The sequence below is a fragment of the Chryseobacterium sp. AC417 genome, from assembly GCF_979258215.1.
On the sequence record NZ_OZ409845.1, the window covers coordinates 724,496 to 741,928 of the forward strand.

Sequence of the window (17,433 nt, forward strand, 5' to 3'; positions counted from 1 at the left end):
TTATCTGATTGCTGGCGCTACTAATCTCTGAACTTTTCTCTGTACATCGGGAAAATAAACTCATGCTTGTAATCATCATTTTCATGATACAAAAATTCTTCAATCGTGATCGTTTTTTCACTTTTTATGGTTTGTATAAAAAGTTTTGCCATATCATAATTTTCTAAATTCATCGGTAAAGTATTGTCAGATTTTATCAACTGAATCCAGTGCGGAACTTGTCTTTTACCTCGCCATATTCCTATTTGTAAAAGGAATTCATCTTTATCATTAATAATTAACCCTAATGATGCAATATCTTTTTCTGTGATATTCCATTGGGCTTTTGACACAATGATGTCTTTATATTCAACTCTAGGTAAAAATTTATAAACTTGAGTAAGACCTCCCCAATTGAAATACAAATTCGTCCTAGTGTTTTGTGAATGTATATCGCATAAGAAATGATAAACCGGTAAAGAATTATGATGATAATTATGCGCATTGCTCAAATAAGGCTTTACTTCTTTATTCAATTTTTCTGAACGCAATACGATTCGGTCATTTTTTAAAGAAATGTAGAGGTCATCGACAGGAATTTGATTTTCTTCCGGTAAAACAGATGCAGCTAAATATGGAATTTCATATTGCCTTAAAGTTGGTCTTCTTATTATATTTCCTATTCTGGCTTCGGGAAGATGGATGATTTCTGCTAAAATTTTATTATTGTCCTGCTGAGCTGAGTTTAGCCTAACCTGGTCGAAGGAAAGCATCTCTTCTTTTACTGTAATCTGTTGTGTTAAATTTTTCACCTTAGACTTTTCTGAACAGAATCTTCCCAGAAGATTGGCTGCACTGCTTCCTCCAACACTTCCGAAACATAATTTCTCATGACCGTCTTCCGAAGATATTTCTGCCATTACGGATATGGTATCGGGAATGTCATTCCAGTTTTCTTCAAAATCTTTTACATCTTCGTCATGTAATTCAATGATGAATTGATTTTCAACTAAAGCTTCTTGTACCTTCTCATTAAGAATTTTCTGAAAAGGTGTCAATTCAATCATAAGATTTTGCTTTTTCCGATAAGCAAGAAGTTGCAAATTTTCTAAATAAGGATGAATTCCTTTAGCAGTTTGATCCTGTTTATATCCAATTCCGATTTCTGTATCTAAAACATAAGATAAGGGCATTTCCTGAGTTTCAAACCGTTCAGAAAATGCTTTTTTAAATTTTTCAATCGGAATGTCTCTGTGTGATGAGGTGATTTTATTCAGAAAACTTAACGCCTTTCTTATTTCTTTTTTCCACTGAACGGGCAGAGTGAATTCATCTTCAAAATATAGATCTGTCTGAAAAAGGTATTTTTGCTCGTAATCTGCATTGAAAGACTTGATTAAATCTTCAATTTCTGCATATAAAGAAATCAGGTTTCCGATCTTTACTTCCAACTGATTGAGCTTTTCTTTTATCGAAATTAAAATATCAGCTTCAGTTTTTGCTTCGACTTTAATTAAAATCGAAATTATCCGGCCTAAAAAATCAATTCCCGAAACTGTAGGCTCCAGCTCACTGACCAAAACCTGATTGTCAATCAATTCTTCAATAAATTCTATTGCCTCATTCTTTGTAGTTTCATTATTGATAAGAATATCTGCAATCTGGCTGATTGTTCTGCCTTGTTTTGCAAAATCCAAAACTTGTTCCAATTCGTCAGCCAGGGGAGCTGATGAAATAATATAGTCTCTTTTCCCGGCAATATATTCATATTCTACATACCGGATTTTTTTTCCTACTTTATAGATACTGTTGTTGGGGAAATATAAAAGCTTTGCTGCAATTTGGGGTGTTTTCTCAAAAGATTTTGCTAGAGAAACTAACAGGTGCATATCCAATTTTGTATCACGCAATTGGTTGTCTGGTAATTGTTGGTTGTTTATAGTTCCTTGATTAAAATGCTTTAAAGTTTCATTACTGAATTTCCCCAAGCCAATTCCTGAAAATAGTCCGAATGGCGTACATCGTGTACTCATTCTGGTATAGTATTTTAAAATGGTGTTTTTAAGTCTTGGGTGTTGACTTGAGGATAATTCTTTTTCTGAATGAAACCATTTATTCAGTTGATGATACAGACTGGGTGACGCTAGATAAATAGCTTCCTGAAAAACTGGATCTTCGCAAATTTCTTTTAGTTCTTCATCCGAAAATGCCTTTTTATCTGCTTTTTCCTGAAAGTTTCTGCGTGAAAATAAAGGAGTACGAACCACACACTCTTCAAAAAAATGATAAGGGAAATCGGGCATTAGTTTTTAAAAATAGGAATTTCAATGTAACTGTCGTTGTACCACTTTATCTCAAGAGGTTCTTTTGCGTCTGCTACGGTTTCTAAACTTACGTCTTTTCCGGTGCCGTAGTTTATTTGAACATCTGGACTTTTCCTAATGCCTAATATTAGAATAAGTTTACTGCCCTTTTCTATTTTTCTACTGGTGAAAAATGTGTTTTTAATGGGAATTGTTTCTACCTTTATTTGGCTTCAGTAAATTTCTTGTTGTGTTGTCTTTAGAATAACTTGCTCTTGCAAAATGTTCATGTGTTAATTTAAAATATTGCCCATTGGCAAGTTTTTCATAAATATTTAGGGTAATATCCATGTCTTTTTTATTTATAGACGCTTTTAAATTCCCTGTAAAATTTCCATTTATTTCGAAAGAATCATCAAAAGGTTCGCTCTCAAAAACAAGCTTTTCAATTAAATCTCTCTTATAAATTACACTATCCAATATTTTTTCATCATTAAAACTTTGCAGGGTATCTTTTCTGTCTGCAAAATCAATATTTTGAATAATAAAATCCCTATTAGATCTCATTTTTTCTAATTTCTTTTTATTTAGAAAAAATTTCAGCTTCTTATTGCTTATTTTATCAATGGATGGTGCACTTTTCCATTGATTCTTGCCCATTAACTGGTAATTGACTTTATCTTTTAAGAACTCAGGCTTTTTTTGTCCTTTCAAAATATAATCGAACCATTGAAAGGAAATTTCCTTTAAATTGATATTTGCCACAGAGTCAATTTTATATCCTTTATATTCTTCCTCAATTCCTGAAACTACTCCGCTGTGACTATAAGGACCAATTACTAAATAATGATTTGCATTCTTGTTATATTTAAGGTGATTATGATAATAGTACATTGCACCTCTCTGATCTGCATCGTAATATCCGGTAAGTGTTAGAATTGGAATATTAATCTTTGCGAAATCTTTTTTATAAGGAAGTTTAGACTGCCAATAATTATCAAAAGATGGATGTTTTAGCCATTTCTGAAAAGTGAGATTTGTTCCTCCATATATATTGTCCAATTTATTAAAAGCTACACCGGTTTTATAATATGTATTATAAATTGAAAGCCATTTTTTCTCATTGCCAAAGGTATCGAAATCTGTTTTTTTGTTCACATGAGTTAACCAACGTAGCATGTAAGGACTAAAACAATTATTGTACATCGGGAAATCAATCCCAAATCCTACGGAAGCAGAAGGAATAATAGTTTTTAAAGCGGGGTGCAGATTTTTTGTTGCCGCCCACTGACTGAAACCGTCATAGCTTCCCCCAATCATTCCTACTTTCCCATTACTCCATGTTTGTTTAGAAATCCATTCTATTACTTCATTCACGTCTTCAACTTCAAACTCAAATGGGGTGATTTCGTCTTTACTTAAATAAATTCCTCGACTGAAAGCATATATTATATTATAACCTCTGTCTGCATTTATTTTTGCTGTAGAAATAAAGTAGTCATTATCTCCTATATATGTTGAAAAATTTAAAATAGAAGGTTTTGGTTCCTTTATTTTTTTATTGAGTATATAGTATAGAGTAATTTCGTTTCCTTTTTTTGTTTTTATGATAATACTGTCTTTCACAGAGAATGATTGTTTATCTAATCTTTCAATTAAAGTCTTCGCAATATTATTAGTTTCTTTAGCAATTAAATATGCTATATAATATCTACATAGTTTAATTGCGTTGGGTGTAGAAATGCTGTCATTAACAATATCTGTATTTAAAAATTTAGATATTTGAATCTTTAAATCTTGTTCTTTGTTTACAAAATAATCTTTTAAAAAAAATTTAGAAGCACCTGTTAAAGAATTTATTTTTTTGTTAAATACGTTTGCATACTTTTCGCTAAAGCTATTTTTCTCAGTATCTAATTTTGCTAATGCAAACAACTCGAATTGGACTCCTATTATTTCATTATAATCGAGCATTTTATACTCTGGGACATTTTTTAATTTATTTAAATAATAGAGTCCATTTTTATAATCTCCGTCTAAAATATAAAAACGGAAAACATTGTCATAGAACTTTGTTGTGTCATTATTACTATAATCATGCAAAACTTTCCGGTTCAAATTTTTTATTTGATCTACAAAAGTTTTATTATCAATGTCGGTGTCACCGTAAGATTTAAAATAAATATTTTGACAAAAAGAATTTAATGAAGACAGCATCAAAATTAAATGTACTATTTTCATTAAAACTTTCTTAGTATTTGCATGAAGCATAATTAAAATTATTTATGGTAATATTGACACTGTCGCTTTAACTACACTATTACAATTTTTACTTGTATTCGTTGTATCTCCACCGGTCATGGTATCAATATCCCCATCACCACCTCTAATCATGCTCAACTTAGTAATTTGTAGTTTTTTTAAAGATAATTTTTTTTCTGTTTGTTTTTTTTGTTTCATCTTGATTTAAATTTTAATTGCAGTGCAAATTAACTTTCTTTTACAATGGAATCAAAAGTATTGATGTCGAAATTTATCAATCACGGCTTATGTTATTTTACAAAAACTCTCATTTTTAGACTGTTGATTTTGCACCAATTTAATATAATAAGAGGGTAGAGTTCCTGTAATTTTCTTAAAAGCATTAGAAAACGATTCAGAATTATTAAATCCAATATCTTCTGCAATAGCGGATATTGTGTGTTTTCTTAAAACTTTATTGGTTTTTAATTCCTCAACAATATAATTGATACGGAGTTCATTCAGATATTGTGAGAAATTTTTTCCTTTCAATTCATTAACTGATTTAGACAGATAATCACGGTTTGTTCCAAGGTCTTTAGCTAACCCATCAACCGTAATGTTTTTTTGCAGAAACACTTTATTGGCTTCAAATAATTCTAATTGAGATTTTAATTCTACTAATATATTACTTGGAACTGTGGTTTTGGGTTTTTGTAAAACGGGATTATCTTCATTGATTTTCTCAACTTTAAAAACTGTTATTTGTGGTACGAGATCAATTGATTTTATTGAGTTTCTTAAAAGTAGTTCTGCTTGTTTTTCATATTCTCGTACTTTCTTTTTATTCTTGATAAACATAAAAAGCAATGCCGAAAGTATTACGAACCCACCACCTAAACACCAATATAATAAAGAATTTTTATTGTTTAGATCATTAATCAAATCTTCTTTTTTTTGTAATAATATGGGAGTATCATATTTCTTATAAATTTCTTTTGACAGATACTGTTTACTATTATTGATAATGCTGTCTGCATAGAATAATTTATCGATGTATTTGAGCTGTTTCTCTTTATCTCCTGTTTTTTTATAATAGTCTATCAAAACTTCATAACCGTCACGTGTTATTGGATAAAAATCTTTAGAAAGCATTAAGACAGAATCTGCTTTGATGAAGTATTTTACTGCAATGTTATCTTTATGGGTGTCGTGATTTATTTTGCCTAAAAAATAATAGGTGATGGCTAAATTTCCGTAATCATTGTTCTTGAGAAAACTATTTTCTGCTTTTAGATGGTTTTCCGCTGCTTGCCTATAGTTTTTTAAATAATAATTTGCAATACCTGTTCCCGATATAAAATATGGATAATGAGTATAATCTCCAAGTCTATGACATTCTTTAAGCCCAATATTAATATAAGTTAAAGCGTTATTATACTGCTTGTCTTTATTGTAGCAATTTGCGACCGAAAAAATAGAACCGATATAACTTTTAATATCTTTATTGCCGGTATTCAGCTTTTGTTTCTGATACTTGTAATATTCAAAAAAAAGAGGAAGTGCTTCTTTGTTTTCATCAGTAGCTGTTTTTAGAATTCCAATAAGCTTTTTGATGTAAAAAAATTGATCTGCGTTTTTATTTTTGGATAATTTTTGTGCCTCAATATAATGATCAAGAGCTTCTGCATATTTCCAATCATAATTGTATAAAATACCTTTTATTATATGTGCTTTCGCAGGATACTCTTTTGTATCAACATTTTTTGTAATGTTAATAAGCGAGTCTGCATAAGGATGTCCGTTTTCAGATTTTAGACCTTTTGTATGAGCGATTTTATAATACCCATCATAGATAAGAATATTGTCTTTTTCTTTTTTTCCTTTGCTTAAAATAGTGTTAGCATATAATTCTGCCTTGTTATTATCGATTCTGAAAACTTTATCATATTGTTTTTGTAGTTGCTCAGAGCTTTTCTTTTTTCAAAGAATCAGGGATCACAAAATTTTTTATGCTTTGAGAAAAGAATAAATTTTGGAAGACAAGAATAAAAACAACAGAATAAGATCGGAACATTTGTATTTTTCTGACACAAAATTACACTTTTTTTAGAATTTAATAACCTTTACCAATGATTTATAATATTCTGGTTATTAATTATTTATAGAAATACCCGTTACTATTTTTATCAATTTCGACTTTTCTAATTCCTGAATTTACCAATTTCGATATATGATGTTTGCCTTTTTCACAAATCTCCTGCATCTTTGCTTCAACAAAAACAAAAATGTTTATTTTTTGTATGTGTACAATACAAAAATATAAATATGAAGCGCTGATCAGCAAAAAACCCATGTCAGGGTTTGTATGACAAAGATTAATTAAAACCTTAAAATTAACAATCAAACAATTATGAAAAATTTATTTAAAATTATCCTATTAGGATTTATAGTATTAACAAATTTTGTTTCGGCCCAAGAAACCGCAAAAAAAAGAATGCTTGCTTGCTATAAAACTTCATGCTGTAGTGTTTTTGGTTTCTTCGACCTAGATGTGATTTCTACAACACACTGTCATTATATAATTACAAATAAAGATGGATCTCAAACAAATGCTTTTTCGTCAAATTTTGAAAGTTCCACTCCAATTAAAGATGGTGCAGTCAGCGTAGAAAACGACATTATTATGCCCCAATTCAAAGATGAAAACGACAACCCTTTAGTATTGGAAAAAGGTGAATATAAAATTGTTAACAATACAATTGAATACCCTCTATCTGCTAAATTTAAAATTAAAAAAGTTTGTCTACAAGAGCATGTTACGGGAACAATCTTAGGGCATGAAGTTGATTATACAGTTACTGTTTGTGCGTATTATCCGTCATGGGGGAAATCCGCAAGTACATCAATAAAATTTGATCTTAATAATGAACAAAGAGAAGAAATAAAAAAGAACAACAATTTAATGACGTTTAAAAGTGACATGATAGTTAAAAATGAAAATGGTAGTTATATTATAAAAGCGGGAGATTATTTTGTAAATGAAAACGATGAGGCTTACATAATTAATTCTTTGATGGAATAAGTGTAATTTTTTATATATTTAACAATAAATAATTTTAAATGATGAAAAAAGTTATAGGTATAGTTATTATTTTAGTCGTTGCATTATTCTTAATCGGTTCTCGCTTTAGTTTTAAAATAGGAAATACAACATTCGGGAAAGCTAACGATGAGCTAAGTATTAAAGATGATAAGGAACTTTCAAACAGTAATTTTCAAAGAGAATATTTAGATAAAGAAAGTTTGGTTATTGTAAATCTTTGGGCAACTTGGTGCAAACCTTGTTTGGAAGAAATGCCGATTTTTGAAAAAATAGCTACTGAAAACAAAGATGTAAAATTAGTTTTTCTATCGATTGATAAAGACAGTACAGAACTTCAATCTTATCTTTCTCAACATAGACTTAATGATATCACTTTTGAAAACAGAAATTACAGAAAGGCTATTAGAAACTTTTTAGATGGAAAGGATAAAAATAATTTATTGTACACAGATATTGTTCCGAAAACTTATATCATAAAAAATGGAAAGGTTATTTATAATGAAGAAGGAGGAATAGATTATCAAGAGTTTTCTAAAAAATTAAATTCAGTCAGATAATTAAATGTGAAGTCCAAGTATTATTTTGTATTCTTCATTTTAATATTTTCTTCTAAATTAAAATCTCAAAATACAGGTTTTGACAAAGGTTTAGCAATTGGTAATATTCTCGTACAAGGTTACATGGCTTTAAAAGGAAACGGCACAAAGCAAGCAGACCCAAATGCCAAAACCGTTGACAGCTTTTGTTTCAAAAACAAAATGGATGAGAAAATTACCATTAAGCTAAACGGAAAAATAGAAGATGAAGAAGTAAAAAAAGAATTCGTTATCCAAAAAGACGAAAAAGAGTGCACCTATAATTTACCTAAAGGCATTTATACTTACGAAGTTTTACTTTCAAGTAAAGATGTATATCAAAAAGGTGAATATAAAGTTTCAGAAGAATCTTTAATGACGATAAATCGTTAGTAATAATAATAATCGCTCTCTATGAGAGCGATTATCTTTTTGATATTATTCTGTGCAATACAGATGAACTTAAAAATTATTTTATTATCTTCATCCGATTAATCACACACCAAATCAATCCATGAATTTCGATAAACTCATAGACTATTTTAAACTCGATAAGCAGGAATTCTATTTTCAGTTTAATTCTCATCCCAATTATCCATCGGCTCTGGCTTTTAGTGATACTCTAAATTTTCTGGGGTTAAAAAATGATGCTTATGAATTAGATAAAGAATATTGGAACGAATTGCCGGAAGAATATATGGCATTGGTAGACAATTCATTTTCTTTGGTAAAAAAGAAAGGAAATGATTTCACCATCTATTCCGATAAAATAAAGACACTCAATAAGGAAGAACTTTATAAAAATTCAGGAGATTTCGTGCTTCTTTTTGAGAAAACTGAAAATGTAAAAACTACATCGTTTTTCAATTTTAAGCCATTCATTTATTTAGTTTTTGGGATTATTCTTCTCTATTCGTTTCTGCAGTTTACGTGGTATGAAAGTATTTTCAATATTTTATCGCTGGCCGGAGTTTATATTTCCTTAGAACTTTTCAATCAAAAGTTTGGGCAAGAATCTGCTGTAGTCAGTAATATTTGTGGCGGTGCTTCAAATAATGCTTCGCAGAGCTCATGTTCCAAGATTTTCTCTTCCGATACGACCGATGTTTTGGGATTAAAGCTTTCAGACTTCAGCTTACTGTATTTTTTGGGAATTATATGGATCGGACTTCTTTTTCCACAGGCTCAATGTATTTTGCGAATTACCGCCATGATTTCAATTTTTGTGATTCTTTATTCATTTTACGTTCAGTTTTTTATAGAAAAATCACTCTGCAGAGTTTGTATTGTAATAATTTTCATTCTGCTTGCTCAGATCATAATCAGCTCCATTTACTTTAGTTGGGAAGCAACTTTACCGGTTGTCTTTATTGCTGTTCTCTTATTTATTTCACTGTTTTTGACGCTTGTTTTTGTAAATAATCTGATGAATCAGAAAGAGGAACTCAAAAAATCTAATGCAAAAAATCTCAGGTTTAAAAGAAATTATGACTTGTTCAAAAGAGAACTTTTAGATAAAGAAAAAATCGAGTTTACCGATACTCAGACATTTTTCTTGGGAAATAAAGATGCAAAACTTCATATTTCTGTTGTTTCTAATCCTTATTGCGGATTTTGTAAAAATGCTCACAAGATTGTAGAAGATTTATTGCTGCAGTATCCTGACGAAATTTCTCTCCAAATGAGGTTTAATTATTCACAAGAAAGAGCTGATGAAAAGTATACCCAGCTTATTTCGGATTTTTTAAACATTTACAAAAATAAATCACAAAAAGAATTTTTACAGTCTGTGGATACTTGGTTTAAAAATAAAGATGAAAGTGAAATTAGCAGAAAAAGCGATGCAGGGAATCTTGAAGATCTTACCAATATTATCCGGATGACTGCAGAAAACAGTGCTGCAGGAATTACTTTCACACCTGTTTTTATTATTAATGGTTACCTGTTTCCAGATCAATATGACCGTGAAGATATTCATTATTTTATCAGTGAACTGATTGAAGATGAAGATTTTCCAACATAATTATTTCATTTAATTTAAATTGTTTAATTTTATTTTAATAAAAAGCGACATCCGAAAAGCTTAAAAAGAGTAGGAAAACACCAAATTCAATTTTATGAAAAATTTAAAGAAAATCAACCGAAAGGAAATGAAAACGATTCAGGGCGGTCTTACCTGCAAAGGCGGACAACTTTGCCTGATCGACGGAAAATGGAAGTGCACCGCTTACGACGGATGCGGAGGCGGAAATCAGCCTTAAATTGAATCATCAAATCAAATTAACCAAATTATTTTATTATGAAAAATTTAAAAAAAATCTCAAGAAATCAGATGAAAGACATTAACGGTGGAGCTGCAGGTTGCTCTCAGGCGTGCTGCCCTCCTCCGGGAATAAAAAGATGCCCCAATATTATTTGTATTGTACCATGTCCCGTAGAATCATAAAAAAGTAATCTTATGAAAAATCTGAAAAAGTTAGCAAGAAACGAAATGAAGGATATTTTGGGAGCCGGGCCAATCGTCATCGGATGTTCAAAAGAATGTTGTCCTACAGATGGCAGACCAAGATGCCCGAAAATTTACTGTCCGGCTGTTGTTTGTCCGCAGTATGTTTAAAATCTTTAAATTTTAGCAATTAAGATATTAAATAAATCTCATAATCCTATTACTGGATTAGTTGTTGTTAATTAATAAAATAAAGTTTTTAAAATTTTATTTTCAGAATAATTGAAAAATACTCTCCTTTAAAATATCAGAAATTTATTATCTGGATTTTGTTTGTCTGTAGTATAATAAAGATTATTCACGAAGAATTAATAATTATATAAATCCTAAATAATTTAGAAAAGGTTGGGGCTGTTTATTCAGCCTCTTTCTTATTATCAATTTTGAAATTAAATTTTGGCAAAAAAATTTCCTTTTTACCTTCAGCCCGATTCCAAAGATTGCGGTCCCACATGCTTAAGAATTGTCAGCAAACATTACGGAAAAAGTATTTCGTTACAGCAGATTCGTAACCTTTCCGAAACAACAAGAGAAGGAAGCAGTTTGCTTGGGTTGAGCGATGCTGCTGAAGATTTGGGCTTCCGTTCTTTGGGGGTGCAGATCGACTTTAATACGCTGGCCGAAGAAGTACCATTTCCATGTATTGTACATTGGAACAAAAATCATTTTGTCGTTGTTTATAAAATCGACAAAAAAAATCAGGTTTATGTTTCGGATCCGAGCTATGGTTTAATTACCTACACACGGGAAGAATTTATCAAAAGATGGATCGGAGAAAATGCTAACGAAAATACAGAAGAAGGAATTGTTCTGATTCTTGAAACTACACCGGCATTTTTTCAGACTGAGTTTGATGATCACGAAAGCAAAGCCAGTTTTTCTTTTCTGTCAAAATATTTATTGAAATATAAATCGTTGATCGTTCAGTTAGCGGTAGGCTTATTAGCAGGAAGTCTATTATCTCTTATTTTGCCTTTCCTTACTCAAAGTATTGTCGATGTGGGAATTCAGAATCAGGATCTGAATTTCATTTATCTGGTTTTATTGGCTCAGATCATGCTCTTTCTCGGCAGAATGGGAATTGAAGTCATCCGAAGCTGGATTTTGCTTCACCTTTCCACCAGAATCAATATTTCGATTATTTCTGATTTCTTTATTAAATTAATGAAACTTCCGATCAGTTTCTTTGATACAAGAATGACGGGAGATATCATGCAGAGAATCAACGATCATCACAGAATTGAACAGCTTTTAACAAATTCATCGCTCAATACCCTGTTCTCATTGGTTAACTTAATCATTTTCAGTATTGTTTTACTGTTCTATGATTACAGATTATTCGTTGTTTATCTGGTCGGTTCTATATTATATATTGCATGGATCACCTTTTTTCTTGGAAAAAGAAAAGAACTCGATTACAAAAGATTTTCGCAGGTTTCTCAGGAACAGAGCAAAGTGATTGAGCTGATTAACGGGATGCAGGAAATCAAAATGTTTAACGCCGAAAAACAGAAACGCTGGGATTGGGAGTTTCTGCAGGTAAAATTGTTTAAGCTGAGAATAAAATCGCTCTCATTAGAACAATGGCAGTCTGTCGGTGGAAATTTCATCAATCAGATGAAAGATATTCTGGTAAGTTTTCTTTCTGCGAAATTGGTTTTGGAAGGAAACCTCACGCTGGGAATGATGCTTTCTGTTCAGTACATTATTGGTCAATTAAACAGTCCTTTATTACAACTCATTGATTTTATTAAGCAAACTCAGGATGCTAAAATTTCTTTGGAAAGATTAGGCGAAATTCATGATAAGGAAGATGAGGAGAGAAAAGACGAACAATATGCCACCGAAGTTCCCGAAAAAGACATAGAAATAAACAATATGTCCTTTAGATATATTGGTTCGGACGTTCCTGTTTTTGAAAATTTAAGTTTAAATATTCCTTACCAAAAAACAACGGCGATTGTCGGAGCCAGCGGAAGCGGTAAAACAACGCTTTTAAAATTATTAATGAAATTTTATGAACCCAACGAAGGGGAAATAAAAATAGGAAATACCCAGATGAAGAACATTTCACCGAGATTTTGGAGAGATCAGTGTGGCGTGGTAATGCAGGAAGGATATGTTTTTAATGACACAATCGCCAATAACATTGCAGTAGGTGAAGATTATGTAGATAAAACAAAATTGAGAAAGGCAGTCGAAATTGCCAATATCAAAGAATTCATTGAAGGGTTACCACTAAGCTACAATACGAAAATAGGAAACGAAGGTTTGGGTGTAAGTGGCGGACAAAAACAAAGATTGTTCATCGCAAGAGCCGTGTACAAATCACCTGAATATATTTTCTTCGATGAAGCAACAAGTGCTTTGGATGCGAATAACGAAAAAGTAATCATGGAAAATCTGGAACAGTTTTTTGAAGGCAAAACAGCCATCGTGATTGCTCACAGATTATCAACCGTAAAACATGCCGATAAAATTATCGTTTTAGATAAAGGAAAGGTAGTTGAAGAAGGAAATCATGCAGAATTGGTTGCTTTAAAAGGTGAATATTACAGACTCGTTAAAAATCAGTTAGAACTTGGAAACTAAAAAAGACATTTTAGACAATATAGAACTTCGCTCAGAAAGCGTTCAGGATATTCTCACAGAACCGCCACATTGGATGTTCCGTTGGGGAAATACGATCATATTAATCATATTATTGCTTATTCTCGGGATGAGTTACGTCATCAAATACCCGGAATTTGTTCCGGCTCCCGTTATGGTGACTTCACAAAATCCACCCGAAAAAATTGAAGCCAGAAGCAGCTCAAAAATCGAAAAAATATTTATAAAAGATCATCAGAAAGTTAAAAAAGGAGATGTGTTGTTGGTTTTGCAGTCTACAGCAAATTATCAGGATGTTTTAAAATTAAAAAAAATTGTAGATTCTATCGCTTCAGATCAATTGCTTTCTTTTCCTGTAAATGAAGTTTCGCATTATAAACTGGGCGAATTACAAGGAGATTACAACAGTTTTGCGAAAGCTTTTCAGGACGAAAATTTATTTACAAGATTACAACCTTATGCTCCTGAGAATCTGGCTGCCAATCAAAGTATTTCAGAATCACAAAACAGAATAACGACATTAAGACAACAAAGAAATCTTGAAGCTGCAAAAACTGAACTTACACGCAAAAATTACCAGAGATTTCAGGAATTATTCAATCAGGGAGTAATTGCAGCAGTAGAACTGGAAGGTGAAAAACTAAAATATCTTCAGGCTCAGCAAAATTTAGAAAACATCAGCATTTCTCTTTCGCAGATGCAGGAAAGCATTTCAAATCTCAATAAAACCAAAAGCGGAACGGCGATCAATACAGAAAAAGATAAGATTACCTATTCATCCCAAACTTTGCAGTTATTCGAGCAGTTAAGAAAATCTTTAAAACAATGGGAACAAAACTACCTGATCATTTCTTCTACTGACGGAATGGCAAGTTTCCAGCAGTTTTATGGTGAAAATCAGTTTGTAAAAGCAGGCGATCCTATACTATCCGTTTTACCGGATCACACGGAGCAGTTGGTAGGAAGAATGTCTGTACCGACCGTTAATTCCGGAAAAATTATTACGGGTCAAAAAGTCTTAATCAAATTAGATAACTACCGTTTTCAGGAATACGGAATCATTGAAGGAAAAGTGCAGAATATCTCGCTTATTCCCGATGATAAAGGAAATTACTATGTTGATGTTGTGCTTCCGAAAGGCTTAAAAACCTCGTATAACAAAACCCTGAAATTCGATAAAGAACTTAGAGGAAATGCTGAAATTGTCACCCAAGATCTACGATTGATCGAAAGGTTCTTCTATCAGATCAGGAAGCTTTTGGGTTATCAGTCATAATTTCAACACAACAAGAACTACGAAAAAAAATCTGTGTCAATCTGTGGGATTTGTGGGAATATATTTTGCCCGCAGATTTCACAGATTGACACAGATGATTTGCTAAAAACTGAAATAAAGGTTCGGTTTCGATATTATTTTTTGATCAATCCCAATTCAATTAAGCGTTCGTATAAAAATTCTCCTGCCGTTGTATCTTCATACAGTTTAGGGTGATTTTCATCTACGCAATTTTCAAGAGCATTCAGCGGCATTTCGCTTATTGGATGCATAAAGAAAGGAATAGAATATCTTGAAGTTCCCCACAATTCTCTCGGCGGATTAACCACCCTGTGAATGGTAGATTTCAACTTATTGTTGGTATGTCTAGAAAGCATATCTCCAACGTTAATCATCAATTCGTCTGGTTCTGCAATCGCATCAATCCATTCTCCTTTATGGTTTTGAACCTGAAGTCCTTTTCCTTGTGAGCCCATCAAAAGAGTAATCAGATTGATATCTCCATGTGCTGCTGCTCTTACCGCATCATCCGGCTCTTGTGTAATGGGTGGATAATGAATGGGTCTTAAGATAGAATTTCCTTCAGCAATTTTATCATCAAAATAAAACTCATCTAACCCAAGATACAATGCTAAAGCTCTCAAAACATATTTTCCGGTTTTCTCAAGCATTTGGTAAGCTTCCTTCCCTACTTCATTAAACTTTGGAAGTTCGTCTACAATCACATTGTCAGGATATTGGCTCTTGTATTTTGAGTCATCCGAAACGTACTGTCCGAAATGCCAAAATTCTTTCAGATCACCTTTTTTGAATCCTTTTGCCGTTTCTTTTCCGAAACCTACATAGCCTCTCTGTCCACCAATCCCAGGTATCTCGTACTTTTGTTTGGTTTCTGTGGGAAGTTCAAAGAAGTTTTTCACTTCTCCATAAAGATCACCTACGAGTTGCTCATCCAGGAAATGTCCTTTTAAGGCGACAAAACCAATTTCTTCGTAAGCTTTTCCGATTTCATTTACAAATTTCTGTTTGCGTTCCGGGTCACCCGAAAGGAAATCACGCAGGTCTACACTAGGTATTTTATCCATTTTAGAAATTTTATGTGGTGCTAAAATACAGATTTTTTAAATTAAATGATTTCAGAATTAATTATTTATAAACTAAATTTGCTCTATGAAAAAATATTCTTCCAAGAGAAGTATTCAGGTACTTGCTCATCTTTTTCAGCAATACGGAATTTTAGACGTTGTCATATCTCCGGGATCCAGAAATGCTCCTTTGGCAATTCATTTTTCGGAATTGGATGACTTCAACTGTTTCAGTATCGTTGATGAAAGAAGTGCAGCCTTTACAGCTCTTGGGATGGCAATAAGTGAGAAAAAACCTGTTGCAATCACTTGTACAAGCGGTTCTGCAGCGGCAAACTATTATCCTGCCGTGACGGAAGCTTTTTATTCAAATATTCCGCTTTTGATCTTAACAGCCGACCGACCAACAGATTACGTTGACCTTTTTGACGGACAAACCATCCGACAGAAGAATCTTTTTCATCAGCATTCTTACGGAGATTTTGAATTGTTGGAAGACAGTAAAGATAATGCGGAAGACATTAATTTAGAAATAATTAAAAAGGCAATCGAGCTTTGTTTTGAAAAGCAAGGTCCGGTTCATATCAATATTCCTCTAGAAGAACCCTTATATGACTTGGTTTCTGAGTTGCCTACTTTTCCTGTGGTGGAAAAAACAATTAAAAAGAAAGAATACGATATTCCTTCAAACTTAATAGCTGAATGGAATACTTCACAAAGAATTATGATTCTGGTAGGAACCAGAGATTACAGTCCGGAATTGGAGAATCAGCTAACACAATTGGTTAAAAATCATTCGGTTGTCGTTTTAAGTGAAGCAAATTCAAATGTATATCACGAAAAATTTTTCAGGCACATTGACCGTTATATTTTCGGGTTTACGGAAGAGGATTTCAAAACATACGCTCCGGATTTATTGATTACGATCGGACAAAACGTTGTTTCTAAAAAAGTAAAACAGTTCCTTAGAAACGCACATCCTAAAGAGCATTGGCATTTGGATGAGGTTTGGCAACCCGATACTTATTTTTCTCTGACCCAGAAAATAGAGACTAAACCTGAAATTTTCTTTTCTAAATTATTAAATTTCATCGGATTAGAACCTAAACCTTATTATAACTTATGGGATGTATTAAGAGATAAAAAAGATAAAAAGCATACCGGCTTTTTAAATTTAGTAGAATTCTCAGATTTCTATTTCTTCAATAAAGCTTCGGAAAGTATCCCTGAAAATTATAATATTCATTTCAGTAACTCTTCATCGATTCGTTATGCACAGTTGTTTGATTTCGGTAAAAGAAAAATTTACTGCAACCGGGGAACCAGCGGAATTGACGGTTCAACCTCAACGGCAATGGGTTTTGCAATCAAAAACGCAAACCCTACCCTATTGATTACCGGTGATTTAAGCTTTTTCTACGACATTAATGGTCTTTGGAATCAATATATTCCGCCGTTTACGAGAATCATTATTTTCAATAACGGAGAAGGGAATATTTTTAAAATAATTCCGGGACCGGGAAACGCAAACTCAAATGCAGTTGACGAATTCATAGCGACAAAACATCATAAAAATGCTGAATTTTTGTCGAAACATTTCGGCTTTTCTTATGTGAAAGTGGATGATGACGGAACTTTAGATCGTGTTTTTGATAATTTTTTCAAACCAGATGTACAGCCTAAAATAATGGAAGTCAACACTCAAGGTAAAAATAATGCCGATATCCAGAAAAGCTTATTTTAATTTCCTGA

15 protein-coding genes are annotated in these 17,433 nt (G+C 32.2%); 10 read left to right on the top strand and 5 right to left on the bottom strand.

Translation table 11 applies throughout. From position 1 onward, the window contains the following. Window positions 1-20 precede the first annotated feature (20 nt). The 4 genes from ACZZ9T_RS03465 to ACZZ9T_RS03480 all read right to left on the bottom strand — a co-directional run bounded on the left by ACZZ9T_RS03465 (window position 21) and on the right by ACZZ9T_RS03480 (window position 5,678). Complete coding sequence (locus ACZZ9T_RS03465; protein WP_463440933.1) at window positions 21-2,282, bottom strand: lantibiotic dehydratase family protein; 2,262 nt, start codon at window positions 2,280-2,282, stop codon at window positions 21-23. A gap of 201 nt (window positions 2,283-2,483) precedes the next feature. After that, window positions 2,484-4,523 carry a CocE/NonD family hydrolase gene (locus ACZZ9T_RS03470; RefSeq protein WP_463440934.1) on the bottom strand — a complete coding sequence of 680 codons (2,040 nt, stop codon included), beginning with the start codon at window positions 4,521-4,523 and terminating at the stop codon, window positions 2,484-2,486. Between the two features lie 42 nt (window positions 4,524-4,565). Then, a complete protein-coding gene (locus ACZZ9T_RS03475) occupies window positions 4,566-4,742 on the bottom strand; it encodes a hypothetical protein (protein ID WP_463440935.1) in 177 nt (58 codons plus the stop codon). A gap of 87 nt (window positions 4,743-4,829) precedes the next feature. Then, complete coding sequence (locus ACZZ9T_RS03480) at window positions 4,830-5,678, bottom strand: helix-turn-helix domain-containing protein (RefSeq protein WP_463440936.1); 849 nt, start codon at window positions 5,676-5,678, stop codon at window positions 4,830-4,832. 1,258 nt (window positions 5,679-6,936) lie between these two features. Between ACZZ9T_RS03480 and ACZZ9T_RS03485 the strand changes: the two genes are divergently transcribed. The 9 genes from ACZZ9T_RS03485 to ACZZ9T_RS03525 all read left to right on the top strand — a co-directional run bounded on the left by ACZZ9T_RS03485 (window position 6,937) and on the right by ACZZ9T_RS03525 (window position 14,596). After that, entirely contained in the window at window positions 6,937-7,608 is a 672-nt protein-coding gene (locus ACZZ9T_RS03485) for a hypothetical protein (protein ID WP_463440937.1), read from the top strand. A 41-nt stretch (window positions 7,609-7,649) separates the two neighbouring features. Beyond that, the gene (locus tag ACZZ9T_RS03490) at window positions 7,650-8,186 is read left to right on the top strand and encodes a TlpA family protein disulfide reductase (RefSeq protein WP_463440938.1); all 537 of its coding nucleotides are present in this window, start codon (window positions 7,650-7,652) and stop codon (window positions 8,184-8,186) included. 6 nt (window positions 8,187-8,192) lie between these two features. Beyond that, the gene (locus ACZZ9T_RS03495; RefSeq protein ID WP_463440939.1) at window positions 8,193-8,597 is read left to right on the top strand and encodes a hypothetical protein; all 405 of its coding nucleotides are present in this window, start codon (window positions 8,193-8,195) and stop codon (window positions 8,595-8,597) included. Between the two features lie 121 nt (window positions 8,598-8,718). Beyond that, window positions 8,719-10,227: a vitamin K epoxide reductase family protein gene (locus ACZZ9T_RS03500; RefSeq protein WP_463440940.1), complete on the top strand. Its 1,509-nt coding sequence runs from the start codon at window positions 8,719-8,721 to the stop codon at window positions 10,225-10,227. Between the two features lie 94 nt (window positions 10,228-10,321). Next, window positions 10,322-10,465, top strand: coding sequence for a bacteriocin-like protein (locus ACZZ9T_RS03505; RefSeq protein ID WP_463430003.1), 144 nt, complete (start codon window positions 10,322-10,324; stop codon window positions 10,463-10,465). Window positions 10,466-10,503: 38 nt separating this feature from the next. Further along, window positions 10,504-10,650 carry a bacteriocin-like protein gene (locus tag ACZZ9T_RS03510; protein ID WP_463430004.1) on the top strand — a complete coding sequence of 49 codons (147 nt, stop codon included), beginning with the start codon at window positions 10,504-10,506 and terminating at the stop codon, window positions 10,648-10,650. A gap of 12 nt (window positions 10,651-10,662) precedes the next feature. Continuing rightward, window positions 10,663-10,821 carry a bacteriocin-like protein gene (locus ACZZ9T_RS03515; protein WP_463440941.1) on the top strand — a complete coding sequence of 53 codons (159 nt, stop codon included), beginning with the start codon at window positions 10,663-10,665 and terminating at the stop codon, window positions 10,819-10,821. Between the two features lie 285 nt (window positions 10,822-11,106). Then, window positions 11,107-13,302 carry a peptidase domain-containing ABC transporter gene (locus ACZZ9T_RS03520; RefSeq protein WP_463440942.1) on the top strand — a complete coding sequence of 732 codons (2,196 nt, stop codon included), beginning with the start codon at window positions 11,107-11,109 and terminating at the stop codon, window positions 13,300-13,302. Continuing rightward, window positions 13,292-14,596, top strand: coding sequence for an HlyD family secretion protein (locus ACZZ9T_RS03525; RefSeq protein WP_463440943.1), 1,305 nt, complete (start codon window positions 13,292-13,294; stop codon window positions 14,594-14,596). The genes ACZZ9T_RS03520 and ACZZ9T_RS03525 overlap by 11 nt, the downstream gene beginning before the upstream one ends. A gap of 134 nt (window positions 14,597-14,730) precedes the next feature. Here the strand turns inward: ACZZ9T_RS03525 and ACZZ9T_RS03530 are convergent, their stop codons facing one another. Next, entirely contained in the window at window positions 14,731-15,681 is a 951-nt protein-coding gene (locus tag ACZZ9T_RS03530) for an isopenicillin N synthase family dioxygenase (protein WP_463440944.1), read from the bottom strand. Between the two features lie 85 nt (window positions 15,682-15,766). Here ACZZ9T_RS03530 and menD point away from each other — a divergent pair, with 85 nt between their 5' ends. Further along, entirely contained in the window at window positions 15,767-17,425 is a 1,659-nt protein-coding gene (menD, locus tag ACZZ9T_RS03535) for a 2-succinyl-5-enolpyruvyl-6-hydroxy-3-cyclohexene-1-carboxylic-acid synthase (protein WP_463440945.1), read from the top strand. Window positions 17,426-17,433: the final 8 nt, after the last annotated feature.